The sequence below is a fragment of the Pseudomonas sp. S04 genome, from assembly GCF_009834545.1.
GTDB lineage: Bacteria > Pseudomonadota > Gammaproteobacteria > Pseudomonadales > Pseudomonadaceae > Aquipseudomonas.
On sequence record NZ_CP019427.1, the window covers coordinates 5,335,072 to 5,360,061 of the forward strand.

At 63.1% G+C, this 24,990-nt stretch carries 26 protein-coding genes; 12 read left to right on the forward strand and 14 right to left on the reverse strand.

Translation table 11 applies throughout. The features are described 5' to 3' along the window. The first annotated feature begins 112 nt into the window (after positions 1-112). Positions 113-1,396, forward strand: coding sequence for an MFS transporter (locus PspS04_RS23805; RefSeq protein WP_174244599.1), 1,284 nt, complete (start codon positions 113-115; stop codon positions 1,394-1,396). Here the strand turns inward: PspS04_RS23805 and PspS04_RS23810 are convergent. Together PspS04_RS23810 and PspS04_RS23815 are read right to left on the reverse strand one after the other, a co-directional pair. Further along, entirely contained in the window at positions 1,362-1,913 is a 552-nt protein-coding gene (locus PspS04_RS23810; protein ID WP_159998072.1) for a DJ-1 family glyoxalase III, read from the reverse strand. The genes PspS04_RS23805 and PspS04_RS23810 overlap by 35 nt on opposite strands. Positions 1,914-1,989: 76 nt before the next feature. Beyond that, entirely contained in the window at positions 1,990-2,448 is a 459-nt protein-coding gene (locus tag PspS04_RS23815) for a DUF4879 domain-containing protein (RefSeq protein WP_159998074.1), read from the reverse strand. 204 nt (positions 2,449-2,652) lie between these two features. Here PspS04_RS23815 and PspS04_RS23820 point away from each other — a divergent pair, with 204 nt between their 5' ends. Together PspS04_RS23820 and trmA are read left to right on the forward strand one after the other, a co-directional pair. After that, a complete protein-coding gene (locus tag PspS04_RS23820; protein ID WP_095166416.1) occupies positions 2,653-3,948 on the forward strand; it encodes an NCS2 family permease in 1,296 nt (431 codons plus the stop codon). After that, a complete protein-coding gene (gene trmA / locus PspS04_RS23825; protein WP_095166414.1) occupies positions 3,945-5,024 on the forward strand; it encodes a tRNA (uridine(54)-C5)-methyltransferase TrmA in 1,080 nt (359 codons plus the stop codon). The genes PspS04_RS23820 and trmA overlap by 4 nt, the downstream gene beginning before the upstream one ends. A 55-nt stretch (positions 5,025-5,079) precedes the next feature. On the opposite strand, the gene PspS04_RS23830 is transcribed toward trmA, so the two are convergent. The 3 genes from PspS04_RS23830 to PspS04_RS23840 form a co-directional block, all read right to left on the reverse strand. Continuing rightward, positions 5,080-5,523: a DUF2442 domain-containing protein gene (locus PspS04_RS23830; RefSeq protein ID WP_159998076.1), complete on the reverse strand. Its 444-nt coding sequence runs from the start codon at positions 5,521-5,523 to the stop codon at positions 5,080-5,082. Further along, positions 5,520-5,948, reverse strand: coding sequence for a DUF4160 domain-containing protein (locus PspS04_RS23835; RefSeq protein ID WP_095166410.1), 429 nt, complete (start codon positions 5,946-5,948; stop codon positions 5,520-5,522). The genes PspS04_RS23830 and PspS04_RS23835 overlap by 4 nt, the downstream gene beginning before the upstream one ends. A 239-nt stretch (positions 5,949-6,187) precedes the next feature. Then, complete coding sequence (locus PspS04_RS23840; protein WP_159998078.1) at positions 6,188-6,865, reverse strand: TetR/AcrR family transcriptional regulator; 678 nt, start codon at positions 6,863-6,865, stop codon at positions 6,188-6,190. 235 nt (positions 6,866-7,100) lie between these two features. Here PspS04_RS23840 and ypfJ (PspS04_RS23845) point away from each other — a divergent pair, with 235 nt between their 5' ends. Together ypfJ (PspS04_RS23845) and ypfJ (PspS04_RS23850) are read left to right on the forward strand one after the other, a co-directional pair. Next, positions 7,101-7,952 carry a KPN_02809 family neutral zinc metallopeptidase gene (gene ypfJ, locus PspS04_RS23845; RefSeq protein WP_159998080.1) on the forward strand — a complete coding sequence of 284 codons (852 nt, stop codon included), beginning with the start codon at positions 7,101-7,103 and terminating at the stop codon, positions 7,950-7,952. A gap of 121 nt (positions 7,953-8,073) precedes the next feature. Then, the gene (gene ypfJ / locus PspS04_RS23850; RefSeq protein WP_159998082.1) at positions 8,074-8,961 is read left to right on the forward strand and encodes a KPN_02809 family neutral zinc metallopeptidase; all 888 of its coding nucleotides are present in this window, start codon (positions 8,074-8,076) and stop codon (positions 8,959-8,961) included. A gap of 86 nt (positions 8,962-9,047) precedes the next feature. On the opposite strand, the gene PspS04_RS23855 is transcribed toward ypfJ (PspS04_RS23850), so the two are convergent. The 3 genes from PspS04_RS23855 to PspS04_RS23865 form a co-directional block, all read right to left on the reverse strand. Beyond that, positions 9,048-9,641, reverse strand: coding sequence for an HAD family hydrolase (locus tag PspS04_RS23855; protein WP_159998084.1), 594 nt, complete (start codon positions 9,639-9,641; stop codon positions 9,048-9,050). Further along, on the reverse strand, positions 9,638-10,507 hold the full coding sequence (tesB, locus tag PspS04_RS23860) for an acyl-CoA thioesterase II (RefSeq protein WP_095166400.1): 870 nt from the start codon (positions 10,505-10,507) through the stop codon (positions 9,638-9,640). Before tesB ends, PspS04_RS23855 begins: the two co-directional genes overlap by 4 nt. A 106-nt stretch (positions 10,508-10,613) precedes the next feature. Further along, a complete protein-coding gene (locus PspS04_RS23865) occupies positions 10,614-11,183 on the reverse strand; it encodes a GNAT family N-acetyltransferase (RefSeq protein WP_159998086.1) in 570 nt (189 codons plus the stop codon). An 81-nt stretch (positions 11,184-11,264) separates the two neighbouring features. On the opposite strand from PspS04_RS23865, the gene PspS04_RS23870 reads away from it, so the two are divergent. Together PspS04_RS23870 and PspS04_RS23875 are read left to right on the forward strand one after the other, a co-directional pair. Continuing rightward, a complete protein-coding gene (locus PspS04_RS23870) occupies positions 11,265-12,185 on the forward strand; it encodes a histone deacetylase family protein (protein ID WP_159998088.1) in 921 nt (306 codons plus the stop codon). Between the two features lie 312 nt (positions 12,186-12,497). After that, entirely contained in the window at positions 12,498-13,745 is a 1,248-nt protein-coding gene (locus tag PspS04_RS23875) for a TIGR03862 family flavoprotein (protein ID WP_159998090.1), read from the forward strand. A gap of 34 nt (positions 13,746-13,779) precedes the next feature. Here PspS04_RS23875 and PspS04_RS23880 read toward each other — a convergent pair whose 3' ends face one another. Further along, positions 13,780-15,108: a DEAD/DEAH box helicase gene (locus PspS04_RS23880; protein WP_095166392.1), complete on the reverse strand. Its 1,329-nt coding sequence runs from the start codon at positions 15,106-15,108 to the stop codon at positions 13,780-13,782. Positions 15,109-15,166: 58 nt separating this feature from the next. Further along, on the reverse strand, positions 15,167-16,057 hold the full coding sequence (yedA, locus tag PspS04_RS23885; protein ID WP_159998092.1) for a drug/metabolite exporter YedA: 891 nt from the start codon (positions 16,055-16,057) through the stop codon (positions 15,167-15,169). A 160-nt stretch (positions 16,058-16,217) separates the two neighbouring features. Between yedA and PspS04_RS23890 the strand changes: the two genes are divergently transcribed. Next, positions 16,218-16,679 carry an Lrp/AsnC family transcriptional regulator gene (locus PspS04_RS23890; protein WP_159998094.1) on the forward strand — a complete coding sequence of 154 codons (462 nt, stop codon included), beginning with the start codon at positions 16,218-16,220 and terminating at the stop codon, positions 16,677-16,679. A 23-nt stretch (positions 16,680-16,702) separates the two neighbouring features. Here PspS04_RS23890 and PspS04_RS23895 read toward each other — a convergent pair whose 3' ends face one another. The 3 genes from PspS04_RS23895 to PspS04_RS23905 form a co-directional block, all read right to left on the reverse strand. After that, positions 16,703-17,314: a 3'-5' exonuclease gene (locus PspS04_RS23895; protein ID WP_159998096.1), complete on the reverse strand. Its 612-nt coding sequence runs from the start codon at positions 17,312-17,314 to the stop codon at positions 16,703-16,705. 22 nt (positions 17,315-17,336) lie between these two features. Further along, positions 17,337-17,816: a LabA-like NYN domain-containing protein gene (locus PspS04_RS23900; protein WP_159998098.1), complete on the reverse strand. Its 480-nt coding sequence runs from the start codon at positions 17,814-17,816 to the stop codon at positions 17,337-17,339. A 138-nt stretch (positions 17,817-17,954) separates the two neighbouring features. Further along, entirely contained in the window at positions 17,955-18,719 is a 765-nt protein-coding gene (locus PspS04_RS23905; protein WP_159998100.1) for a DUF2076 domain-containing protein, read from the reverse strand. Positions 18,720-18,897: 178 nt separating this feature from the next. Between PspS04_RS23905 and PspS04_RS23910 the strand changes: the two genes are divergently transcribed. Continuing rightward, positions 18,898-19,572, forward strand: coding sequence for a YciC family protein (locus PspS04_RS23910; RefSeq protein WP_159998102.1), 675 nt, complete (start codon positions 18,898-18,900; stop codon positions 19,570-19,572). 75 nt (positions 19,573-19,647) lie between these two features. Next, positions 19,648-20,727 carry an endonuclease/exonuclease/phosphatase family protein gene (locus PspS04_RS23915; protein WP_159998104.1) on the forward strand — a complete coding sequence of 360 codons (1,080 nt, stop codon included), beginning with the start codon at positions 19,648-19,650 and terminating at the stop codon, positions 20,725-20,727. Between the two features lie 149 nt (positions 20,728-20,876). Here the strand turns inward: PspS04_RS23915 and hrpB are convergent, their stop codons facing one another. Beyond that, positions 20,877-23,411 carry an ATP-dependent helicase HrpB gene (hrpB, locus tag PspS04_RS23920; protein ID WP_159998106.1) on the reverse strand — a complete coding sequence of 845 codons (2,535 nt, stop codon included), beginning with the start codon at positions 23,409-23,411 and terminating at the stop codon, positions 20,877-20,879. 109 nt (positions 23,412-23,520) lie between these two features. On the opposite strand from hrpB, the gene PspS04_RS23925 reads away from it, so the two are divergent. Both PspS04_RS23925 and PspS04_RS23930 read left to right on the forward strand, forming a co-directional pair. Next, positions 23,521-23,940: a polyribonucleotide nucleotidyltransferase gene (locus PspS04_RS23925; RefSeq protein WP_095166375.1), complete on the forward strand. Its 420-nt coding sequence runs from the start codon at positions 23,521-23,523 to the stop codon at positions 23,938-23,940. A 28-nt stretch (positions 23,941-23,968) separates the two neighbouring features. Continuing rightward, positions 23,969-24,862 carry a cation diffusion facilitator family transporter gene (locus tag PspS04_RS23930; RefSeq protein ID WP_095166366.1) on the forward strand — a complete coding sequence of 298 codons (894 nt, stop codon included), beginning with the start codon at positions 23,969-23,971 and terminating at the stop codon, positions 24,860-24,862. Positions 24,863-24,990: the final 128 nt, after the last annotated feature.

The window sequence follows — 24,990 nt, forward strand, 5'->3', positions numbered from 1 at the left end:
CCGCGTGACAGGTTGCCTCAGGACCCTGGCGCGCCAATCCAGGCGATCGCTGCAACCTTTAGTTACAACTTGATGATAGGCTCAGCTTTTTCCCCACCAGACCTGTCTGCCGATGCCCAGCCCAGAGCCCCTGCTGTTACGCCATCACCGCCCTTTCCTTGCGTTCTGGCTGGCGCGGATTTTCACCGCCAGCGGTTTCCAGATGCTCACAGTGGCCATTGGCTGGAACCTCTACCAGCTCACTGGCAACGTGCTGGACCTGGGGTTGGTCGGGCTGGTGGAGTTCGCTCCGCGGGTACTGTTCATGCTGCACACCGGGCATGTGGCTGACCGCTATGACCGGCGCAAGGTCGCTGCCCTCTGCCAGTCCTTGCAGGCTTTGATCGCCCTGGCCCTGACCATCGGCAGCGCCACCGACCAAGTGACCCGCGAGCTGATCTTCATCCTCGCCTTCCTGCTGGGCGCTGCCCGCTCGTTCGAGATGCCCACCACCCAGGCCCTGCTCCCCAGCATCGTGCCCACGGCCTTGTTCCCGCGTGCGGTGGCGGCGGCGCAGTCGGCGCAACAGTCGGCCACCATCATCGCCCCGGCCCTGGGCGGCCTGCTCTACGCCTTTGGCAGCGTCTGGGTCTATGGGCCGACGGTGCTCTTGTACGTCATCGCCTGCACCCTGATGCTCAACCTGCCTGCGCGGCAAACCCCGCTGAACAAAGGCAAGGCCACCCTGGATTCACTGCTGGCCGGCGTTCGCTTCATCCGCAGTCGCCCAGACATTCTCGGGGCGATCTCCCTGGACCTGTTCGCGGTACTGCTGGGCGGCGCCACCGCGCTGTTGCCGGTGTTCGCCAAGGACATCCTGCTGACCGGGCCATGGGGCCTGGGGCTGCTGCGCTCGGCACCGGCAGTGGGCGCCCTGCTGATGTCACTCTGGCTGGCGCGGTTTGCCGTGGAGCGCAAAGTCGGACGGGTGATGTTTACCGCCGTCGGCGTGTTCGGCGTGGCGACCATTGCCTTTGGCCTGTCGACCTCATTCTGGTTCTCGTTGGCGGTGCTGGTGGTGCTGGGGGCGGCGGACATGATCAGCATGGTGATCCGCGCCTCTTTTGTGCAACTGGAAACCCCGGATGAAATGCGCGGCCGGGTCAGCGCCGTGAACGGCTTGTTCATCGGCGCTTCGAACCAGTTGGGTGAATTCGAATCCGGCCTGACGGCGCACTGGTTCGGCACTGTGCCAGCGGTGGTCATGGGCGGAGTTGGCACGCTGTTGGTCACCGGCACCTGGATCAAGCTGTTCCCGACCCTGGCCCAGCGTGATCGCATGCATGTGCCGGTGGCTGCCCCCGAGAATTCGCCGACCGTAGCTAAGCCAGCAACTCCCGCGCCACCGCCAGCTTGACTGCCCTGCCGCACAGTTGCTCCACCAATTGCAGGGCAAATGCCAAGGCCGCCGCCGAACCCTGGGCGGTAATGCAGTTGCCGTCGACCACCACCGGCTGATCGACGAAGGTGCAGCCCAGCAGTTGCTGACTGACGGCCGGCAGGCAGGTCATGCGGCGTTGGCGCAATACGCCGAAGGCCTGCAGGGCAAGCGCCGGCGATTCGGCGATGGCGGCGAACAATCGGCCGGCGGCGGCCTGGTCCTTGAGCAATTGCTGCAGCGGCTGATGGGCGGCCAGGTGCTTACCGCCGACGGCGCCGCCAGGCAGGACAATCAGGTCGAAGGGTTGCGCCAGCACGTCCACCAGCATCGCATCGGCGGTCAGGCGTGTGCCCCGGGCGCACGTCAGCATGCGCCGCGCCTCGATGCTGGCCACCACCACTTCGACGTTCGCCCGGCGCAGCACGTCGATCAGGGTGACGCTTTGCAGGTCGTCGATGCCCTCGGCAAGGGTAATCAGGGCTCTAAAGGTCATGGTCGGTGTCCACAGGGTGATCCTTAAAGCGTAGTCACCTTTACTGACAGGCGTTCAAGTCCCCCCGCACGGCCCATTACTTGATGTAGATCTGGGTCGACAGGGTGTTGGCCGGTGCGTTGATCGAGGAATTGCGGAACGTGAAAGTGCCACGCTGCTTGCCGGCCATATCGAAGATATAGAGGTAGCCGACGATCTTGCTGACCATGCCGGCGCATTCCGTCAGGTCGCCATTATCAAAGGCACATACCCGGGTGCGCACGCCATCGATGTCCGCGCCATCCAGCCCGGCCTGGGGTGAACGGCCATAACCGACCTCCAGCACGTAGATCTTGATGTTCGGCCCTTCGTGATCACAGCTGGTTTGTGCCTGCCCAGGACTGATGTCCTCCATGCCGCAGGACGGCGACTGGACCTTAAGCACCTTGATTTCGCTCAACGGCGGTGCGGAAGCCGCCTCGGCCACCTGCATGCCGGACAACAAGGCGCCACACACACCCACCACCAGAGCCAACCCGCGTTTTTTAGAAGACATGACCACTCCCGAAACCAGCGCGCAGTATGCCCCACCCGTCTCAAAGGCAAAACATCGCCGACGATCGCAGCCATAGCCCCAAGCTGCTGGTATGATGCGCGGCTTTTTCCGACCGACAGAAAAATCCCGGGCGCCTGCTGTGGTCTGTGCTTTGCTGTTCAAGTCGATACATTCACGGCGCAAGATGCGCCACGGGGAGCAGACATGCTGGAAAGGCTGTTTCAACTCAAGGCACACAACACCAACGTGCGCACCGAGATTCTTGCGGGCGTCACGACCTTCCTGGCCATGGCCTACATTTTGTTCGTCAACCCGAGCATCCTCGGCGAGACAGGCATGGACAAGGGCGCAGTGTTTGTCGCGACCTGCCTGGCGGCCGCCATCGGCTCCACCGTGATGGGCCTGATTGCCAACTACCCGATCGCGCTGGCACCGGGCATGGGCCTGAACGCCTTCTTCACCTACACCGTGGTCCTGCACATGGGCCACACCTGGCAAGTGGCGCTGGGTGCGGTATTCATTTCGGCGGTGCTGTTCTTCCTGCTGTCGATCTTCCGCATCCGCGAATGGATCATCAACAGTATCCCGCTGCCGCTGCGTTCGGCGATTGCCGCCGGTATCGGCCTGTTCCTGGCCCTGATTGCCCTGCACAACGCAGGCATTGTGGTCAGCAACCCGGCGACCATGGTCGGCCTCGGTGACCTGAAACAACCGGCTCCGATCCTCGCGACCCTGGGCTTTGCCCTGATCGTGGCCCTTGAAGCCCTGAAAGTACGCGGTGCAGTGCTGATCGGCATCCTGACCGTGACCATCGCCTCCATCGCCCTGGGGTTCACCCCGTTCGGCGGCGTAGTGTCGATGCCACCCTCCCTGGCGCCGACCTTCCTGCAACTGGACATCAAGGGCGCCCTGGACATCGGTCTGGTCAGCGTGATCTTCGCCTTCCTGTTCGTCGACCTGTTCGACAACTCCGGCACCCTGATCGGCGTCGCCAAGCGCGCCGGCCTGATGGGCAAGGACGGCCACATGCCGAAAATGGGCCGGGCGCTGATCGCCGACAGTACGGCGGCCATGGCCGGTTCCCTGCTGGGCACCTCGACCACCACCAGCTACATCGAATCGGCAGCGGGCGTCAGCGCCGGCGGCCGGACCGGCCTCACCGCCGTGGTCGTGGCCATCCTGTTTCTGCTGGCGCTGTTCTTCTCGCCACTGGCTGCCAGCGTTCCGGCTTTCGCCACCGCGCCGGCCCTGCTGTTCGTCGCCGTGCTGATGACTTCCGGCCTGGCGGAAATAGACTGGGATGACATCACCGTGGCTGCGCCTGTGGTGATCACCGCCCTGGCGATGCCTTTCACTTACTCCATCGCCAACGGCATTGCCTTCGGTTTCATCGCCTGGACCGCAATCAAACTGCTGTCCGGTCGTGGCCGTGAGCTGAACCCGGCGCTGGTGATTCTCTCCATTCTGTTCGTGATCAAGTTGGGTTGGTTCAACGCATGACATTCGATTCCCAGGCTTACGCCGCTCAGCTCGAAGACAAGGTCACGCGCCTGCGCGACCTGCTGGCCCCGTTCGATGCCCCGCAACCTGCGGTGTTCGACTCGCCGCTGGCCAACTTCCGCCTGCGCGCCGAATTCCGCCTGTGGCGCGAAGCCGGCGAGCGGCACTACGCAATGTTTTCCCAGGAAGACAAGCGCACGCCGATCCTGATCGAAGAGTTCCCGATCGCCAGCCTGCGCATCAACCAGTTGATGCCGCAGCTCAAGGCCGCCTGGCAAGCCAGCGCAGCCTTGAGCCACAAGCTGTTCCAGGTGGAGTTCCTGACCACCCTGGCGGGCGACGCGATGATCACCCTGTGCTACCACCGCCCGCTCGATGAGCACTGGCATGCGGCGGCCAGCCAGTTGGCTGCCGACTTGAATGTCAGCGTGATCGGTCGCTCCAAGGGTAAGCGCGAAGTGATCGGCCAGGATTATGTGGTCGAGAAACTTGAAGTCGGTGGGCGTACCTTCAGCTATCGCCAACCCGAGGGGGCATTCACCCAGCCCAACGGCACGGTGAACCAGAAGATGCTCAACTGGGCGTATGACGCCCTGGGCGAGCGCCCGGACGATCTGCTGGAACTGTATTGCGGCAATGGCAACTTCACCCTGCCCCTGGCGACCCGCGTAGGCAAAGTGCTGGCCACCGAAATCAGCAAGACCTCGGTCAATGCTGCGCTGAGCAACCTCAGCGAAAATGCGGTGGACAACGTCACCCTGGTGCGGCTATCCGCTGAAGAGTTGACCGAAGCCTTGAACGAAGTGCGCCCGTTCCGTCGCCTGCACGGTATCGACTTGAAGAGCTACGCGTTCGGCAGCGTGTTCGTCGATCCACCGCGCGCGGGCATGGACCCGGACACCTGCGAGCTGACCCGACGCTTCGACAACATCCTGTACATCTCATGTAACCCAGAGACCTTGGCAGCCAACATCGCCCAGTTGCACGACACTCATCGCATCACCCGCTGCGCGCTGTTCGATCAATTCCCGTGGACCCACCACATGGAATCCGGGGTCTTGCTGACCCGTCGTTGATCGCTGATCACGCTCCACAAAAAAGCCGTCCCGAGGACGGTTTTTTTGTGCCTGCTCACAGCGTCGTATCGACCTTGCGTGGCCGCCCACCCTTGCGGCCATTGGCACGGGCAGCGTCGGCCTTGGCGGCGCTGCTCTGGCGACCATTGCGGCTGGCGATGAGCGAGGCGGCCATGTCCATCAGCGGTTTGCTTGCCAGAATCAGTCCGGCGATGGACACCTGCAGGTCCTTGCGCTCATGGCAGAGCGCCGTACCGCCGAACCCGACCTGCAAATCCGCGAAGTCGCTGCTGTCCAAGCCCGTGAACTCGGGGTAATTGTGCACGGGCAGCAGCACGGCACTGCCATCCTCGAAGCCGATCGACAGGTGTTGCCCCACAAGGCTCACGCACTGGGCGCAAATGCCGCTACGACGCACCTCGCCGCGCTCGATGGCTTCGTCCACGACCTTCTCTGTCAGCGGCCGGTCCGCAGGGGTCTTGGCTTGTATCCTTTTCATAATTCAATCTCCACGCCTTCACAGGCGCCCACTAACTCCATCAGGGTTGTATTGCCCTTGAGGTCATAACGCGCCGAAGCAATACGCCGGATCACCTTGGGGTTACGGTTGATCAGCACCATTTCATTGGCCTGGCTATCCCACAGCTGATTGCGCAGACAGGTCGTATGCAGCTTCACCCACCAGACACAACGCGCTCGGCGCAAATGAGCAGCTTGTTTGAGTGTCTGGCGCAGGCCCTCCAACACCGCCAGCGGCGGCCTTCGCGATAGCGGGGTGACATCCAGGAGCTCTACGCCGTTGTGCCAGAAGCTGAACACAAAGCGCGCACCCCAGGCGCCACCATCGACATGTACGTGGGGCGGACAGTGCTCATCGCGCAACATGATCACCAGCGACAGTCCTTTGTAGCTGCATATCTTCATGCTAACCCATCCGTTAGGTTTTTGAGCTGAAGTTTCCCACCGTTCCTTGAGATCCCGACCGAAGGCAATCTTTCACCCACGGCAAATCCCACCTCAGGCTAGTTCTGCCTAGGCGATAACACCTGCCATGCAGGGGAGAAATGGGTAAGCAATCTTTGCTGCGCCCACCAGGGGCTTGGACAGCGCTCGGGTAAACGGTGTCCTGGGCGGATACCGGAGCCAAAGCCCCTCACCACAGCTCAGGCCTGCAGGTAGCGCAACACCGACTCACAGATCATCTGCCGATGACGCTGCTTGATCGCCGCATCGGGCAGGTCGATCTGGAAGATCTCACCGACGGTGTGGCGGTTCGACACTCGGTAGAAACAGAACGAGGTGATCAGCAGATGCACGTCCAACGGGTTGAGTCCGTCACGGAACACTCCCTCCACGACCCCGCGCCGCAGTATCCCCCCCAGTGCATCGAGGATGGTGATGTTCATCGCCTTGATCGCCTCGGAGTGCTTCACGTACTCGGCGTTGTGAATATTCTCGATGCTGACAATGCGCACGAAATCGACATTACGATCATGGTGATCGAAGGTGAACTCCACCAGCCGCTGGATGGCTTCACGCGGCGCGAGCTCGGCGAGTTGCAAGCGATTCTCGGTACTGCGGATATCCCCGTAGAGTTTCTCCAGCACCTCGACGTAGAGCTGCTCCTTACTCCCGAAGTAGTAATAGATCATGCGCTTGGAGGTATGGATTCGTTCGGCGATGGCATCCACTCGCGCCCCGGACAGCCCCTGCTGGACGAACTCGACAATGGCTTCTTGAAGGATGTTCTCGCGGGTCTTTTGCGGATTGTTCTTGCGACTCTTGCGCGGCTCGAGCGCTGCCGCTTCGGGCGCTACGGTAAGGTCTGTGGTCATTCTCATTCCGGGCTCGTGGCCGACGCTGCAGAGGCTGGCGATTATGGGCCGCTCGCTGCAGCGAAGGAAGTATCGCTACCTCGTATAGCCCCCCTGCTTACGATTTCAATACAACTTGCCCCGGCACACCCCGGCGCTGTCGCTCACCTGCGTTTACACATTGCCCGTCACCCTCCGTGCCATAGCTGGTGTATGCAGACACCAGGCAATGAATGCCGCTCAACTCACAAGGAATGTCGACATGTTATGGAACAAAGCCCGTCCCAGCGATAACGTTACGGATACCCGCAAATCCTCCTCCAAGCGCTTCCCCCCCGGCAAGAAACTCGGGATCGCCCTCGGTGTTGCCGCCCTCTCGGGGGTTGTGGCGTTGGGCAGCCTGACCTCCACCCAGGAGACTGACCCGCCAGAGACACCCCTGACCGAAGTCACGCCGGTACACACCGATGACCCCGACCTGGCGTTCGTGCGCGCCGTGCTCGGGGATACCGAGGACACCTGGAGAGCCCAGTTTCTAACCCTGGACCAGCCCTACCCTGAACCCACCATGATCCTCTTCGAGCAGGGTGTGGCTTCCGCCTGCGGTTACGCCTCGTCGGCGGTCGGGCCGTTCTATTGCCCTGACAGTCAGGTGCTGTACCTGGACTTGGGATTTTTCCGCAAAATGGCCCAGCAGATGCCCAACTTCGGCGAGTTTGCCCAGGCCTATGTGATCGCCCACGAAATCGGGCATCACGTGCAGACCCGCCTGGGGTTATCCCGGCCCTTCGACGAAGCCCTGGCTGCCGGCCAACTCACCGCCGGTGACAACGGCCTGGAAGTGCGCGCCGAACTGCAGGCCGACTGCCTGGCGGGCGTCTGGGCGCACCATGCCCAGCAACGCCTGAACTGGCTGGAGCCAGGCGATCTGCAAGCCGCGCTGGAAGCGGCTGCGGTGTTCGGCGACGATTACCAGCGCGGGAACCAAACGACCGGCCCGATGCCTGAGACTTTCACTCACGGGACGTCTGTGCAGCGCGTGCGCTGGTTCGAGCGCGGTTTCGAGCAAGGTCGCATCGAACAGTGCGACACCTTCTCGGCCAATCCGCTGTAGCACGGCAGCGTCGCACATCGAATGCCATACTACCTTTCGTCCGACATCGTCTGACGACCGGACTGGCGACTATCCCACTCACCAGCAACACTCACACCACGCGTAATCAGAGGATTCCCACATGTTATGGAAAAAAGGCCGCCGCAGTGACAACGTGGTGGATGCCCGGGGTGAGGGTGGTGGCGGCGGTGGCATGCGTTTTGGCGGGGGCAAGGGGCTGAGCCTGACGGCCATCGTGCTGATCGTCGGGATCGGCTGGATCACCGGGCAGGACCCGATGCAGATTCTCGGGCAACTGGCCGGGCAAATGGACCAACAGTCAGCCCCTGCCACCACCCAAACCCGCAAGGCGCCGCCGGCCAATGACGAGCAGGCGGAATTTGTGGCGCGAATCCTCGGTGACACCGAAGACACCTGGGGCCAGATCTTTCAACAAGCCGGGCGCCAGTACTCGGCGCCCAAGCTGATGCTGTTCAGCGGTCGGGTCAACTCGGCCTGCGGCGGTGCTTCGGCGGCGACCGGGCCGTTCTACTGCCCGGCGGATCAAAGGGTGTACCTGGACATGAGCTTCTTCCAGGAAATGTCCCAGCGTTTCGGCGCGGCCGGCGACTTCGCCCAGGCGTATGTCATCGCTCACGAAGTCGGCCACCATGTGCAGACCCTGCTCGGGGTATCCGCCAAGATCCAGGCTGCGCGCCAGCAAGGACGACGCATGGAAGGTGATGGCGGGCTGCTGGTGCGCCAGGAATTACAGGCCGACTGCCTGGCCGGGGTCTGGGCCAACCATGCGCAAAAACGTTTGAACTGGCTTGAGCCCGGGGACATAGAAGAAGCGATGAACGCCGCCAACGCCATCGGCGACGACCGTTTGCAGCAACAGGGTCAAGGTCGCGTGGTCCCGGATTCATTTACCCATGGTACTTCGGCGCAACGCGTGCGCTGGTTCAAGACTGGCTTCGCCCAAGGCCAGATCAATCAATGCGACACCTTTGCCGCGAAGAGTCTCTGAATGGCAAAACCCTGGCTGGCGGTATTTGTTCTGTCACTGGGGTGCTGATTATCCTCCATGGAGGTTTGCACAACGCCCGTAGAGGATCAGGCTGCAAGCAAATTGCGCAACGCCACGCAGTCGACGGCGTGCCAGTCGGTCAATTCCGGCCATGGATTGTCCGGTAGATTCACCAGCACCGTGCGCGTGCCCGCCGCACGACCGCAATCGAGGTCAAACCGGTAGTCACCGACCATCACCATATTGCCAGGTTCAACATCCCAGGCCTGGGCCAGTTTCAGCAATCCACCGGGATCGGGCTTGGGCGGCGCATCGTCGCGGCCCAGGACGTCCTCGACCGCAAAGCAGTCCGCCAAGCCAATCGCCTGGAGCGTGATATGGGCCAGTTCCCGCGCATTGCGGGTAAGGATGCCCAGGCGATAACCACGCCCGGCCAACTCACGCACCAGCTCGACGGCGCCAGGGGCCGGCTGCGAACCCAGCGCCAGGTCCCGTTCGTGTTCCAGCAGCCAGGCATGCTTGGCCGCGGCTTCGGCGGCGGGCAACGCTGCGAGATGGGTCAGGATGTCGTGCTCGGGGGGAATCGCCAGGGCCTGGCGAATCGCCGCAAAATCATGCACGGCCACCGTCAGGGTGCCGTCCATGTCGAACACCCAGTGGCGTACCTGCGCCAGGCTCATGCCCAATCCTTACGGTGGCGAATCAGGCCTTCCTGGGTCACCGAGGCCACCAGTTTGCCCGCGCGGTTGAACACGCTGCCGCGAGTAAAGCCCCGGGAGTTGCCGGCCCACGGGCTGTCCATGGCGTACAGCAGCCAATCATCGGCACGCACGTCGGCGTGGAACCACAATGCGTGGTCGAGGCTGGCAACCTGCATGTCTTTTTGCCAGACCGATTTGCCGTGGGGCAGCAATGAAGTGACCAGCAGGCCGAAGTCGGAGGCGTAGGCCAGCAGATACTTGTGCAGCGCCGGCGAGTCGGCCAGCGCACCGTCGGCGCGAAACCAGACGTACTTGACCGGGTCGGCCGGCTGCGGATTGTAGGGATCACTGTCGGTCACCGGACGGAACTCGATCGGCTTGGCGCACAGCAGTTTTTCGCGCATGTGTTCGGGAATCAGGTGCGCGCGTTGCTGGGTCAGTTCCAGCTCCGAGGGCAGGTTTTCCGGACCGACCACCTGGGGCATCGCGCTCTGATGGTCGAAGCCCTCTTCGTCGTACTGGAACGACGCGCTGCAGGTGAAGATCGGCTGGCCCTTCTGGATCGCGGTCACCCGGCGGGTGCTGAAGCTACCGCCGTCGCGGACCCGGTCCACCTGGTAGACCACCGGCAAACCGGCGTCGCCCGGACGCAGGAAATAACCGTGCAGCGAATGCACGTGACGCGCTTCTTCAACGGTCTGGCTGGCCGCCGACAGGGACTGGCCCAGCACCTGACCGCCGAACAACTGACGAAAACCCAAGTCCTGGCTACGGCCGCGAAACAGGTTTTCTTCGATCGGTTCCAGGGTCAGCAAGTCGACCAGATCTTCCAGCACTTGGCTCATTCAGACTCTCCTCACACAGAGCAATGCCGCGCAGTCTTGGCTGCGGCGGTCGATTCAGGTTTTGGCCCGGGCCAACATTGCGCACATTGTAAACATCCCGGCCAGCTTATCCATGCAAGGTTTCCAACCATTGCTCACGGGTGATGCGGTACAACACGTGGCTGCGCAGCGGATGACCGGCTTGCAGCTTGGGGTGCTGGAAATCGCCTGCCGGGTCAGGGTGCATGCCAATGGCCTGCATGACTTTCTGAGACGGCAGGTTGGCCTCGGTGGTAAAGGCCACCACCTGATCCAGCAGCAAGCGGTCAAAGCCGCAGCGCAGAGCGGTCCAGGCCGCTTCGCTGGCATACCCAAGACCCCAGTGTTCGCGGGCCAGGCGCCAAGCGATTTCGGTGGCCGGGGTGAACGGGGCGTCAAACCCGACCACCCCCAAGCCGGTAAATCCAATGAATGCACCATTGTCCTTGCGCTGCAGCGCCCACGGACCAAAACCGTGCTCGGCAAAATGTCCGCGGATTCGCCCGATCAATGCAGCGCTTTCCAGGCGACTCAAGGGTGCCGGGAAGTAGCGCATGACTTGCGGGTCGGCGCACATCGCGGCAAATTCCGGCAAGTCCTCATCACGCCACTGGCGCATCAGCAGCCGCGCGCTCTCAAGTTCCAGTATCGGCTCCATCGCTCCCCTCCGTTTCCCTGCATACAAGTCTAGATCGCTGGTAGGATCCTTCACTTCGTCACTCCACGCCACGAACCGACCATGCCCCTGCCGCTGATTTACCACGAAGACTACAGCCCCGAGTTTCCAGCGGAACATCGTTTCCCCATGGACAAGTTCCGACTGCTGCGCGATCACCTGGTGGACAGTGGCCTGACCGAGGACCAGCACCTGCTGCGTCCACAGATTTGCCCGGCAGACGTACTGGCCCTGGCCCACGACCCCGGCTATATCGAACGCTACATGAGCGGCGAGTTGTCCCGCGAAGACCAACGGCGCCTCGGCCTGCCCTGGAACGAAGCCCTGGCCCGGCGCACCGTGCGGGCGGTCGGCGGCTCCCTGCTGGCCGCCGAACAGGCGCTGGAACATGGCATGGCCTGCCACCTGGCGGGCGGTACCCATCACGCCCACTACGATCACCCCGCCGGCTTCTGCATCTTCAACGACCTGGCGGTAATCAGCCATTACCTGTTGGCAAGCGGACGGGTTTCACGGGTGTTGATCTTCGACTGTGACGTGCATCAGGGCGACGGCACGGCGCGGATTCTGCAACATACCCCGGACGCGGTGACGGTTTCCCTGCATTGCGAAAAGAATTTTCCCGCACGCAAGGCCGACAGCGACTGGGACATTCCGCTGCCCATGGGCATGGGCGATGCCGAGTACCTCAAGGTGGTCGATGACGCGCTCAACTACCTGCTGCCGCTCTACCAGCCGGACCTGGTGCTGTACGACGCCGGGGTCGATGTGCACAAGGACGACGCCCTGGGGTATCTGAAGCTGACCGATGCCGGGGTCGCCGCCCGCGATGAGGCCGTATTGCGCCACTGCCTGGGCCGCGACATCGCGGTGATGGGCGTGATTGGCGGCGGCTACAGCAAAGACCGTGAGGCCCTGGCTCGGCGTCACGGCATCCTCCATCACAGTGCGCAACGGGTCTGGCAGTCATCAGGCTGTCATTGAGTTGTGGATGCTTTACCCACAATGCCTGTGGAACGGCCTGTGGATAACCTGAGTGAAAGGACCTGCAAGCCCTGTCCACTATGGCCTACAAGCCACTGATCATTTTTCAACCAACGCCCTAGAACCGCCGAGCCCCTGTAGCAGCTGCCGAGCCCGCGAGGCTGCGTTCGGCTGCGCAGCAGCCGCCAGACTCAACGCACCCGGCGAGGACTGCCTCCTCGAACGCAGCCTCGCGGGGCTCGACAGCTGCTACGGGGGGCTTGTGGTGCTGCTAGAATACGCGGCCTTTCGAGCCGAATCGCAGTGCATGCCATGAGCCAACCCGTCGCCCACCCTCCCCAGCACGTCGCCATCATCGGTGGCGGCCCTGCCGGCTTGATGGCCGCCGAGGTGCTGAGCCAGGCCGGGGCCAGGGTCGACCTCTACGACGCCATGCCGTCGGTGGGCCGCAAGTTCCTGCTGGCCGGTGTCGGCGGCATGAACATCACCCACTCCGAAGCCTACCCGGCGTTCCTTGCACGCTACGCCGCACGCGCCCCGCACATCGCCCCGCTGTTGCGCGGCTTCGATGCCCCCGCGCTGTGTGATTGGATTCACGACCTGGGGATAGAAACGTTCGTTGGCAGTTCCGGCCGGGTCTTTCCCACCGACATGAAAGCCGCCCCGCTGCTGCGTGCCTGGCTCAAGCGCCTGCGCGATGGCGGAGTAGTTATCCACACCCGCCATCGCTGGCTAGGCTGGAATCCGGACGGCAGCCTGCGCATTGCCAATCCGGACGGCGAACAGAAGATCAACCCCGACGGCCTGTTACTGGCACTCGGTGGCGGCAGTTGGGCGCGACTGGGCTCCGATGGCGCCTGGATGCTGCCCCTGGAACAACGCGGAGTCGCCCTGGCGCCTTTGAGACCGAGCAACTGCGGGTTCGAGGTGACCGCCTGGAGTGAGTTGATGCTCAGCAAATTTGCCGGCGCGCCGCTGAAAAACATCGCCATCGGCTTGAATGACGATGTCCCGCGCCTGGGGGAATGCGTGATCACCGCTACCGGGGTTGAGGGCAGCCTGATCTATGCCTTGTCCGCGCCGATCCGTGATGCCATTGAGCAGCAGGGTTCGGCCACTGTGCACCTGGATCTACTGCCCGGGCGCCCTGTGGATAAAATCCACGCGGCGCTGAGCAAGCCGCGCGGCTCCCGTTCCATGGCCAAACATCTACACAGCCAGTTGGGCCTGGATGGCGTCAAGGCCGCGCTGCTGCGCGAGCTGACACCGAGCGAGTCATTCGCCGATCCATTGGCGCTGGCCCACGCCATCAAGGCGCTGCCGCTGGCACTGGTCAAGGCCAGGCCCTTGGACGAAGCCATCAGCAGCGCCGGCGGCGTGACGTTCGAAGCGATGGATGAACAACTGATGCTCAAGGCATTGCCCGGCGTGTTCTGCGCAGGCGAAATGCTCGATTGGGAAGCGCCGACCGGCGGCTATCTGCTGACCGCCTGTTTCGCCAGTGGGCGTGCGGCCGGGTTGGGGATGGTGCAGTGGCTGAAGAGCAGCTACACGCTATAAGCCGCAAGCTTCAAGCTTGCGGCTTATAGCCGCCTCACTTCTTCTTGCGCGGCCCGGTGTTGAATACCGGCACTTTGCGCACCGGCTTGACCGGCACATCGGCCACGGTCTCACCGCTATCCACCCATTTACCCAGGTTACGTTTGCCACCACCGGAAGCCTTGGGCTTCTTCGGCTTTTTCGGCTTCTTGATCACCTGGCCGCTGGCGTCGGTGTCCGGCACCCGGTGCTCCGGCTCGAAGTCCTGCTCCATATGGCGAGTCAGGGCCTGACGGGTCAGCGTCTCGATCGCCGACAACAGGTTCACTTCATCGGCACACACCAGCGAAATCGCCTCGCCGGTGGCCCCGGCACGACCGGTACGGCCGATCCGGTGGATGTAGTCCTCGGCCACGATCGGCAAATCAAAGTTCACCACCAGCGGCAGGTCTTCGATGTCCAGGCCACGGGCCGCGACGTCAGTAGCCACCAGGATCTGGATTTCGCTGGCCTTGAAACGATCCAGCGCCCGCTGGCGGGTCGCCTGGGGTTTGTCGCCATGAATACCGTCGGCATTGACGCCCAGGCCCTGGAGTTTCTCCACCAGCGCGTCCACGCCGTTACGGGTCTTGGCGAACACCAATACCTGCTTCCACTTTTGCTTGCGCAGCAAATGCACGAACAGCTCTGGCTTGCGCTTCTTGTCGACGGTGTAGAGCCATTGCTTGACCGTGTTGGCAGCAACGTTGCGCGGGCTGACTTCGATGCTCAGCGGATCATTGAGCATTTGCCCGGCCAGCAGGCGGATCTGATCCGAGAAGGTCGCGGAGAACAGCAAGGTCTGGCGCTTTTTCGGCAGCACCCGGTAGATATTCGACAGTTCTTCGGAGAAGCCCAGGTCGAGCATGCGGTCCGCTTCGTCGAGCACCAGGGTCTGCAGCTGATTGAATTTCAGCGCGTTCTGGCGGAATAGGTCGAGCAGGCGACCGGGAGTCGCCACCAGCAGGTCGACGCCTTTGCGCAGCTTCATCATCTGCGGGTTGATGCTGACGCCGCCGTACACCGCGTAGGTGCTCAACGGCAGATGCTCGGCGTACTGGCGCACGCTTTCATGCACCTGTTCGGCCAGCTCGCGAGTTGGCACCAGGATCAGCGCACGCACCGAGTTACTGGTGACTTTCGGCCCCTCCATGGCCAGCAACTGCAACAGCGGCACGGCAAAGCCGGCGGTCTTGCCGGTGCCGGTCTGGGCGGCGGCCATCAGGTCGCGACCGGCCAGCACCGCCGGAATGGCTTGCGCCTGAACCGGGGTCGGGGTCTGGTAACCGAGCGTCTCAAGGGCGCGCAGCAAGGGTTCGATCAGGCCAAGAGTGGCGAAAGTCATTGGGATACCGTAGGAAAAAATCAGCGCACGTGGGCAATGCGCGGCAGTTTACCTTAAATCACTGCGGTTTCTGCTTACGCCACTGCGGCAAGCCGATCAACACCACGGCACTGATGATCACCGTCATCGCCAGGGCTTCCTCCATGCCAATGGTTTCACCGGCAAAAACAATCCCCAGCAACACCGCCACGGCCGGGTTGACGTAGGCATAACTGGTGGCCGCTGCCGGGCGCACGTGCTTGAGCAGGTACATGTAGGCGTTGAACGCGACGATCGAACCGAGCAGCACCAGGTACATCAGCGCTGCCCAGCCTTCGATCGGCGGCAGGCTATGCAGGCGTTCGCCGGACAGTGCGCTGGCGATCATCAGCACCACGCCACCCACCAGCATCTCGGCGGCACTGGCCATCGCTCCTTGGGGCAACGGCAAATGCTTGCTCCACACCGAACCAAAGGCCCAGGCCGCGGCGGCAAAGATCAGCAACGCCGCACCCAAGGGGCTGGACTGCAGGTTGGAGCCGAGGTTGAGCATGGCGATCCCGATCAGGCCCAGCACAATCCCCGCCCACTCCAGGCGGGTATTGCGCGCGCCCCAGAAATAGCCGCAGAGCAAGGTGAACAGCGGCACCGTGGCCACCGCCAATGCCGCCACGCCCGAGGCCACGCCCGCGTGCTCGGCAACCGTCACCGCGCCATTACCACAACTGAGCAACAGCACCCCGATCGCTGCGGCCGCCTTCCATTGCTGCCACGTGGGCGCCGGCACCCCGCGCCAGCGCAGAAAGGCATACAGCAGGGTCCCGGCAATAATAAAGCGCACGCCCCCCAGCATCAGCGGTGGCCAGTACTCGACGCCGATGCGGATCACCAGGTAGGTCGACCCCCAGATCACATACAGCGCAAAAAAGGCTCCAATCAGCGGTAACGGGAAACGGCGAAGACCAGGCATGGGACGCTCTGAGGCAGGACAAGTGGAGCGTTATTCTAGAAAGCCGACGGACGGAACTTAAGTTACAAAACCTGTTTATAAGGCCCGTACACTTTTCAAAACACGGAGATAACAGCTATAAGCCGTACTTTCGAAAGTCAGCGGTTCAGGGAGCCTGTTTATGGATAAATACGACCGAATGCTGCTCAGTGCCCTCATGGAAAATGGGCGAGCGTCCTACGCCGAATTGGCGCGCAAGGTGAACCTGTCGGCGCCCGCCGTCGCCGAGCGGGTCGCCAAGCTGGAGTCCAGCGGTGTGATCACCGGTTACCAGGCCACCGTCGACCTGGCCAAGGTCGGCCTGCCGATCCAGTGCCTGATCGAGTTGCGCCTGACCCAGCACGGCAACCAGAAAGCCTATGACGAAATGATCAAGATCCCCCAGCTCACCGAGTGCCATCGCGTCACCGGCGACTCCTGCGTGATCATGCGTGGCGCGGTGGCCTCGATGATCGAGTTGGAAGACTTGATCAATCGTGTCGCCCGGTTCGGCTCCAGCAAGACCTCGATCGTGCTCTCCAGCGCCTTCGAAAAACGCGTCCCCCTGGGGCAACTGGAAGGCAACGCTAAAAACGGCGCATGAGGTCTAGGGGGTGGCCCGGAAGGTCAGAACCCGCGATGGCGCTTGAGATGCTCGTTGATCTTCGCCGCCGGAACTTTCTGCAAGCTGCGCAGCAGGTCATGGGACAGCTCGCGCAAGCCGTGCGTGTGCCGCAACTCCTGCGCCAGGTGCGCAGTTAGGTTGGCCGCCATCTCGGCGTCGGCCATGGCCCGGTGAGCCTGGCCGGTGTGGGGCAACCCGGCGAAACGGGTGAGGGTACCCAACTTGTGGTTGGGCGCCGCCGGCATCAGGCGGCGGGCCAGCAACAGCGAGCAGGCAAAGTGCTGCAAGCGCGTGCGCTTGATCTGCCCCAGCTCGAAGTCCCAGAACTTCTGGTCGAATGCTGCGTTGTGCGCCAGCAGTGGCGTGGTCCCGACAAACTCGTTGACCTCGTTCATCACCTGCTGCGCACTGGGTGCGGTGCGCAGCATGGCGTTGCTGATGCCGGTCAGTTGTTCGATAAATGCTGGCACGCGCACGCCGGCATTCATCAGGCTCTGGTAACGCTCGACGATGCGCCCCTGTTCTAGAATCACCACGGCGATTTCCGTGGCCCGGCAACTGCTGCTGGGGGAGATTCCGGTGGTTTCAAAGTCGATGACGGCTATGCGTTCCAAACCTGTTCCTTGCGTTCAATAATCAGTTTTTGAGCAACAACGCGCCTTCGATCGGTACGTAGCGTGTGGCCGCGCGAATCAGCGAATTGGCGGTGAGACCCGGCACGCCATAGGCAACGGCGGCCACCCCGTGCTTGTTGATGATGCGCTCGAGCAGCATGTCGAAATCGCCGTCACCGGAGGCCAGCACCACTTCGTCGACGTGGTCGGCGGCGTCCATGATATCCAGGGTAATACCCACGTCCCAGTCGCCCTTGGCCGAGCCGTCGCTGCGCTGGATGTAGGGCTTGAGCTTCACGATGAAACCGAGGTTACGCAGGATCTGCTGGAACTGCTGCTGCTTGCTGTCACCGCGATCGATGGCGTAGGCATAGGCCTCGACGATCTGCCCGTGCTGGCTGATGTCAGCCCACAAGGCGGCATAGTTGAAATGACAGCCGTAGGCCTGGCGCACGGTGTAATAGAGGTTCTGGACATCGGCGAACACTGCGATCTTCTTCACCGCACATCCTCTTGGCGCGCACAGGCGCAGGCGATTGTTCGGACCCCGGGCCCGAAAAGTCGCCCAGTATGCCAGTCGCAAGGAAGGTTGGGCGAATCATCAGTCCGGGACGGCGCAACGCCCCGGACGAATGGCGGATCAGACGAAGCTATCGTCGTCGCCGAACAACGACGAGCCGTCATCGCTGTAGCCGGCGTCGGCAAACCCGCCCTGGTCGTTGCCGTAGCTGTCGTTACCGGCCATGCGCGGTTCGTCACTCCAGCCGGTGCCGGTGTCATTGACTGGCGCGGGCTCTGGCTTGATCACCTCGACGACTTCCTGGGGCGCCTGGTTACTGTGGAACAGGCTGCTGATGCCCTGCGCCAGCATCACCCCGCCCGCTACCCCGGCAGCGGTCTTCAGGGCGCCACCGAGGAAGCTGCCGCCAGCCGCCGGCGCCTGTTGCGCCGCAGCGCCTGGGCTCTGGGCCGCAGCCGTGAAGTTTTGCGCGCCGGACTGGGCATTGGGCGCCGAGCGTCCGGGCTCACGCCAACCATTGCCGCTGGATGTCGGCGCTACGCGGGATGCACCAGGCTGTGGGTCACGCGGCCCGCCAAACAGGCTGGACAGGAACCCGCCACTGCCGCTCGGCGCCGCTGCCGGGGTCTGCGCCTGGGCCTGCAACACCTGGTTGCGCAATTGCTCAACCTGTTGCGCGAGCGCTTGGTTTTGCTCGTCGAGGCGCTTGAGCGCCGCCTCTTGCACCAGGATCGCCTGGGTCATGAAATAACCGGCATCGGGCTGGCGGCCCAGGTGCTGGTTGATTCGCGCTTGCGCCAGGGCGTCGCGCGGTTCGGCCTGGGTTTGCGCCTGTTGCAGCCGTGCAAACAGGTCATCGATCAGGGATTGCTCTTCGCTGTTCATGGCGACCTCATAGATTGCCGGAAAAATCTTTGCCCTCATCCCGTGTGGATTAGGTGCCCGGCAGTAATGGGGCCGACGCCAGCTGTTTCAATGCGCTTTACCTAACGTTTACCTTTGTTCAGGTAAGGCTCCCATCGGTTACAGTGTCGCCATACTTTGCAACCTGCGAAAGCGACCGATGAATCCGTTAGACGTACTCCGCGACTCCTTGTATTTCTTCAAGCGCAACCTGGGCGGCATCGTCTCGTTGTGCCTGCCGCTGGTGGTGATCGAGGCCCTGCTGCAACAATTGGTCGACCACACCCAGGGACCCGAGGCGTTTCCCGGCTACAGCGTGATTGTCGGGCTGCTGGTCTACCCGTTGTACACCGCCGCGCTGATTCTGTTTCTCGATGCCCGCAGCCGTGGCGAATCTCCACGCACCCGTGACCTGTGGGCAGCATCGGCCAGCCTGTGGCCACGCTTCGCCTTGCTGACGGCCGTCAACACCCTGATGATTCTGGTGGGCCTGTCGCTGTACTTCCTGCCGGGCATCTGGCTGATGGTGATGCTGGCGTTCGCCGAATACCTGCTAGTACTGCGCAACCTGGCGCCGTTGGCCGCGATCCGCGAAAGCATGCGCCTGGCCCGAGGCAATTTCCTGCGCATCCTGGTGTGCATTCTCTGTGTGATGGGGCCACTGTGGCTGCTCAAGGGGGTGAGCGTCTCGCTCTATCCGTCACCACAGAACCCGGTGCTGTCGGTCCTTATCGAAAGTGGCCATAGCTTCCTGCAACTGTTCACCAGCGTGGTGCTGTTTCGCCTGTTCATGCTGATCAGCGAAGCGCCTGACAAAACCCAGGGCAATGCCTGACCGCAGCACCCTTGGGCTCGGACCCTGCTCTCGGTTATGCTCGGGACCAACTTTGTAACGCCATAAGCCGAGCCCATGACCCGCCTACTGCGCTACACCCTCTTAGGCCTGCTGATCCTGGCAGGCCTGTTGCTGGCCTCGACCTACAGCCTGACCTGGCGCCCCGAGGCCAAGGAACCCCTGACGGTGCAGTGCAGCGCCCCGGCGCCCTCGCTGGTGCCTGGCCAGGCGCTGAAGGTCATGACCTGGAACGTGCAGTACCTGGCGGGCAAGCGTTATGTGTTCTGGAACGACCTGGCCCAGGGCAGCGACGAATCCCCGACCCCGGAAGACATGGCCTTCAGCCTCGATGAAGTGGCGCGGGTGATCCGCGATGAGCAGCCGGATGTAGTGCTGTTGCAGGAGCTGGATGACGGGGCCAAGGCCAGCGACTATCAGGACCAGCTCAAACTGCTCCGCGAACGCCTGGCGGACCTTTATCCCTGCAGTACCTGGGCGTTCGACTGGAAGGCTGACTTCGTGCCGGACCTGCATATTTTTGGCAGTGTCGGCCGGCAATTGGCGACCTTGAGCCGCTACCAGATCGAACACGCCGAACGCCAGCAACTGCCCGAGCCGCCGCAGAACTTCATCAGTCGCCAGTTCCAACCGAAAAACGCCTTGCTGGTGAGCTACCTGCCCCTCAGAGACGGCGGCCAGTTGGCGCTGCTCAATACTCACCTGGACTGGGTGCGCCAGCCGGACGACAGCCTGCAGAACAAGGTCGCGGCGGTCGCCAAGGTGTTGGATAAGTTCGAGGCGCGCGGCACCCCGTGGCTGATCGGTGGTGATTTCAACCTGCTGCCCCTGGGCCAGTTCCAGCGCCTGCCCCCCGAACAGCGCACGCCCTACACCGCCGACAGTGCCCTGCACACGCTGTGGGACAAGTACCCGATGATCCCGACCAATAACGAAGCCAGCGGCATCGACCGCGCCCGCTGGCTGACCCACTATCCCAACGACCCTGGCCTCAACGGCCCGGACCGGACGGTCGACTACCTGTTCTACAGCCCCAGGCTCAAGCGGGTACAAGCCGAGGTCCGGCAGGACGATACGCTGCGCATTTCCGATCACTTGCCGGTGATTGCGCGGTTTCTGCTACCAGCAACACCGTAAGCACGGTTTTTTTGTAGGAGCGAGCTTGCTCGCGATGGCGGTGTGTCAGGCAACCTTGATGTTGAATGGACCGGCCCCATCGCGGGCAAGCCCGCTCCCACAGATCCGGATTCAGGTGCTCGCGGATGTTGCATACGGCCACCCAACCATCAGGACTTGCGCGGTTTGGCCCGCGCCGTGGCTTCTGCCACCAGAGGGTCATCGGGCCAGTAGTGCTTGGGGTATCGGCCCTTCAGGTCCTTCTTCACTTCGGCGTAGGTACTGCGCCAGAAATTTGCCAGGTCCTGGGTCACCTGCACCGGGCGGCGGGCCGGTGACAGCAGGTGCAGCTTGACCACCTGCCGGCCACCGGCAATGCGCGGGGTCTCGGCCAGGCCAAACAATTCCTGCAGGCGCACTGCGAGAATCGGTGGTTGTTCACTGTAGTCCAGGCGGATCGACGACCCCGAAGGCACGCTCAGGTGATGGGGCGCCAGCTCATCCAGGCGTTGGGGCAACGGCCAGGGCAGCAAGTTATGCACAATGCTCGACAGGTCCAGGTTGGCAAAGTGGCTGAGCCGTGAAACCCGCCCCAGATAAGGCATCAGCCAGTGTTCCAGGCTCTTGAGCAGCGCGCCGTCGCTGACATCCGGCCAACTGCTGTCGCCCTGCTGATCGAGGTCGAGCTGGCGCAAGAGCGCCACACGGGCCTGCCACTGGCGCAGCTCCGGGGTCCAGGGCAACAGCTCCAGGCCCTTGCGCCGCACCAGGTTGACCAGCGCCTGGCTGCGCGCCGCTTCATCCAGGCCGGTCAACGGCTCACGACTCAATACCAGCTCGCCGACCTTACGCTGGCGCTCAGCGCGCAGCACGCCTTCGCGCTCGTCCCAATCCAGTTGATCGACGCAGCGCACTTGCTCGGCCAATACCGAGTCGAACAGCGCCGGGTCAAAATCCGCCGCCAGGTAGATCCGTTCTTCCCGTTGCCCCTGGCGACTGCCCAAATCGGCGACGACCAGCCAGCCCTGTTTCATCAGGCTGTCCGCCTCGGCAAACAACGCCGCGCGTCCGTTGGCCAAGCGATATTCCGCCCCGCCCGCACGGCGCTGCTGGGCCACGCGGTCCGGGTAGGCCAGGGCCAGCAACGCGCCAAGCCAGCGCGGATGTTGCGGGTCCGGCACCGGTTGCTCGGGTTTGCCACGCAGATAGCCGCGATACTGCCGCGCCAGTTGCCGAGCCCGCTGCACACCACCCTGGGCGCCCCGGGCAGCCCGTTCCTCACCGGACAGCAGCACCAGGCGACTGTGCAGGTCGGCACCGGCGCCGCGCAAAATATCCCGCTCGCCGAGCAACGCCGCGACATCGCAGGCCATGTTCGCCAGGCCCAGCGCCTGGCCGCGCAGCAACAAATGGGCAATCCGCGGGTGGGCCGGCAGTTCGGCCATAGCCTGGCCATGCCGGGTCAGTTGCCAATCTTGCGGCGAGGAGCCTTGCAGGGCCCCCAAGCGTTCGAGCAGGTCCTGGGCCTGGGCATACGCCGCCGCCGGCGGCACATCGAGCCACACCAGTTGCCCCGGAGTCACACCCCAACGCCCCAACTGCAACGCCAGGCCGGCGAGGTCCGCCGAGAGTATTTCGGCACTGGCATAGGCTGCCAATTGTTCATGCTGGTCCTGGGACCACAGCCGATAACACACCCCCGGCTCCAGGCGTCCGGCACGACCGGCACGTTGGGTGGCGCTGGCGCGGGAGATCCGCTGGGTATCGAGGCGTGTCATGCCGCTGCCAGGGTCGAAACGCGGCACCCGCGCCAGCCCGGCATCGATTACTACCCGCACGCCGTCAATGGTCAGGCTGGTCTCGGCGATGTTGGTCGCCAGCACCACTTTGCGTTGCCCCGCCGGCGCCGGATCGATGGCCGCCCGCTGCGCTGCCAGGTCGAGTTCGCCGTGCAACGGGCACAACAACACCGTGGAGCGCTCACCCAGGGCATCGGCCAACTGCTGGTGCACCCGACGGATTTCCGCTTGCCCGGGCAGGAATACCAACAGGCTGCCAGTCTCATCATTCAAGGCTTCGAGCACGGTCTGCACCAACCGTGGCTCGATGAACTCACCCGGCTGAAACGGCCGGCCCCAGCGCATCGCCACCGGGTACATGCGGCCTTCGCTGCGCAGGATCGGCGCATCATTCAGCAAGCTGGCCAGGCGCTCGCCTTCGAGAGTGGCCGACATCAGCAGAATCTTCAGTGGCTGCTCGTCGCGAAACAACTCCCGGCCATTGAGGCTCAGGGCCAGGGCCAGGTCGGCATCCAGGCTGCGCTCGTGGTACTCATCGAAAATCAGCAGGCCAACCCCCTCCAGCGCCGGATCTTCCTGCAAGCGGCGGGTGAGGATGCCTTCGGTGACCACTTCGATACGGGTGTTGGGACCGACCTTGCTGTCCAGGCGGATCCGGTAGCCGACGGTTTCCCCGACTTTCTCCCCCAGCTCACTGGCCAGGCGCTCGGCCGCTGCGCGCGCCGCCAGCCGGCGCGGCTCCAGCATCAGGATGGTTTGCCCGGCCAGCCACGGCTCGTTGAGCAGCGCCAAAGGCACGCGGGTGGTCTTACCGGCGCCGGGCGGTGCTTCGAGCACGGCTTCATGGCGTGTCGTCAGGGCTTCACGCAGCGCGGGTAAAACTTCATCAATCGGCAAAGAAATCATGCTGGCTCCAAAACAGAGCGGCGAGTATAACGGCGAACTGCTTTGCGTTCGTCACGGTCCTAATTCATAGCGACGACGTTTCGTTTCAAGTTTGCCGAGGAGAATTCTTATGCGTGTTCCGTTTCGTCTGATTGGTGGTGTGCTGGTAGCGACCCTGCTGACCCAACTGACCGCGTGCGGGTCGATTTTCTACCCCGATCGCCGTGGCCAGATCGACGGCAAGATCGACCCGGCAATTGCCGTGCTCGATGCCGTTGGCCTGCTGTTTTATGTGATCCCCGGGCTGATCGCCTTTGCCGTGGACTTCACTACCGGGGCGATTTATTTCGAGCCAGGCAAGACCGCCCAAGTGGCCCCGGAAAAACTCCAGCAAGCGATCGGCGCCGACGGCCAGGTCGACAACGCCAAGCTGCAGACCATCCTGCAAACCGAGTTGGGCCGCAGCTTCCCGTTGGACGATCCACGCCTGATCCAGCATAAGGGCAGTGCCCAGCAACTGGCATCGCTAGGGTTGCAACCCGCCGCTTGATGACGCGCACCGAAGGAACGATGCACCTATGACCAGCAGCCCGGAACACGCTCGCCTGTTACGCCTGGCCACCCGCGCCTCGGTGGCGGTGGCCAGCATCCTGATTATCGCCAAGGCCATTGCCTGGTGGTTAAGCGGGTCGGTGAGCATGCTCGCCGGCTTGACGGACTCGGCACTCGACGGCGTGACCTCGCTGCTCAATCTGCTGGCGGTGCACTACGCCCTGCGCCCGGCGGACGACGATCACCGCTATGGGCATGGCAAGGCCGAGTCCCTGGCGGGTATGGCCCAGGCGCTGTTCATCGGCGGCAGTGCGTTACTGATCGCCTTCCAGGCTTTCGACCGGCTCAAGCATCCGGAGCCGGTCGGTGCGCCCTGGATCAGTATCGGGGTGATTGTGTTTTCCCTCGGCCTGACGGCAGCATTGCTGCTGTTGCAACACCGGGTTATCCGCGAAACCGGGTCCAATGCGGTGCGCGCCGACTCACTGCACTACCGCTCCGACCTGCTGCTCAATGGCAGCATCCTGCTTGCCCTGGTGCTGGCTGGGTTTGGCTGGCATCAACTGGACGCCTGGTTCGGCCTGGCCATTGCCGCCTACATCCTGTGGAGTGCGATACAGATCGCCCGGGAAAGCTTTACCGTGCTGATGGACGAGGAACTGCCGCCCGAGATCAGCCAGCACATGCTCGAACTGGCCTGTGGCGTGCCCGGCGTCCTGGGCGCCCACGACTTGCGCACCCGGGTCTCGGGCAACCACTGGTTTGTGCAACTGCACCTGGAACTGCCAGGGGACCTGACCTTATCCGTCGCCCATGGCATCAGCGACCAGGCGGCCGATGCCATTCACGCCGCCTACCCACGAGCCGAAGTGCTGGTGCACGCTGACCCGATTGGCTCAGCCGCAAGCGGCAAGCTTTAAGCTCACAGCTACCACTGAACCTGATAGTCCCGCGAGCCCAGGCAATTGCCCGGGCCTGGCCTTATTTCGCGCACCATAAAAAAGGGAGGCCCGTCGGCCTCCCCTTGAGAACTTAGTCCGTGCTCGAC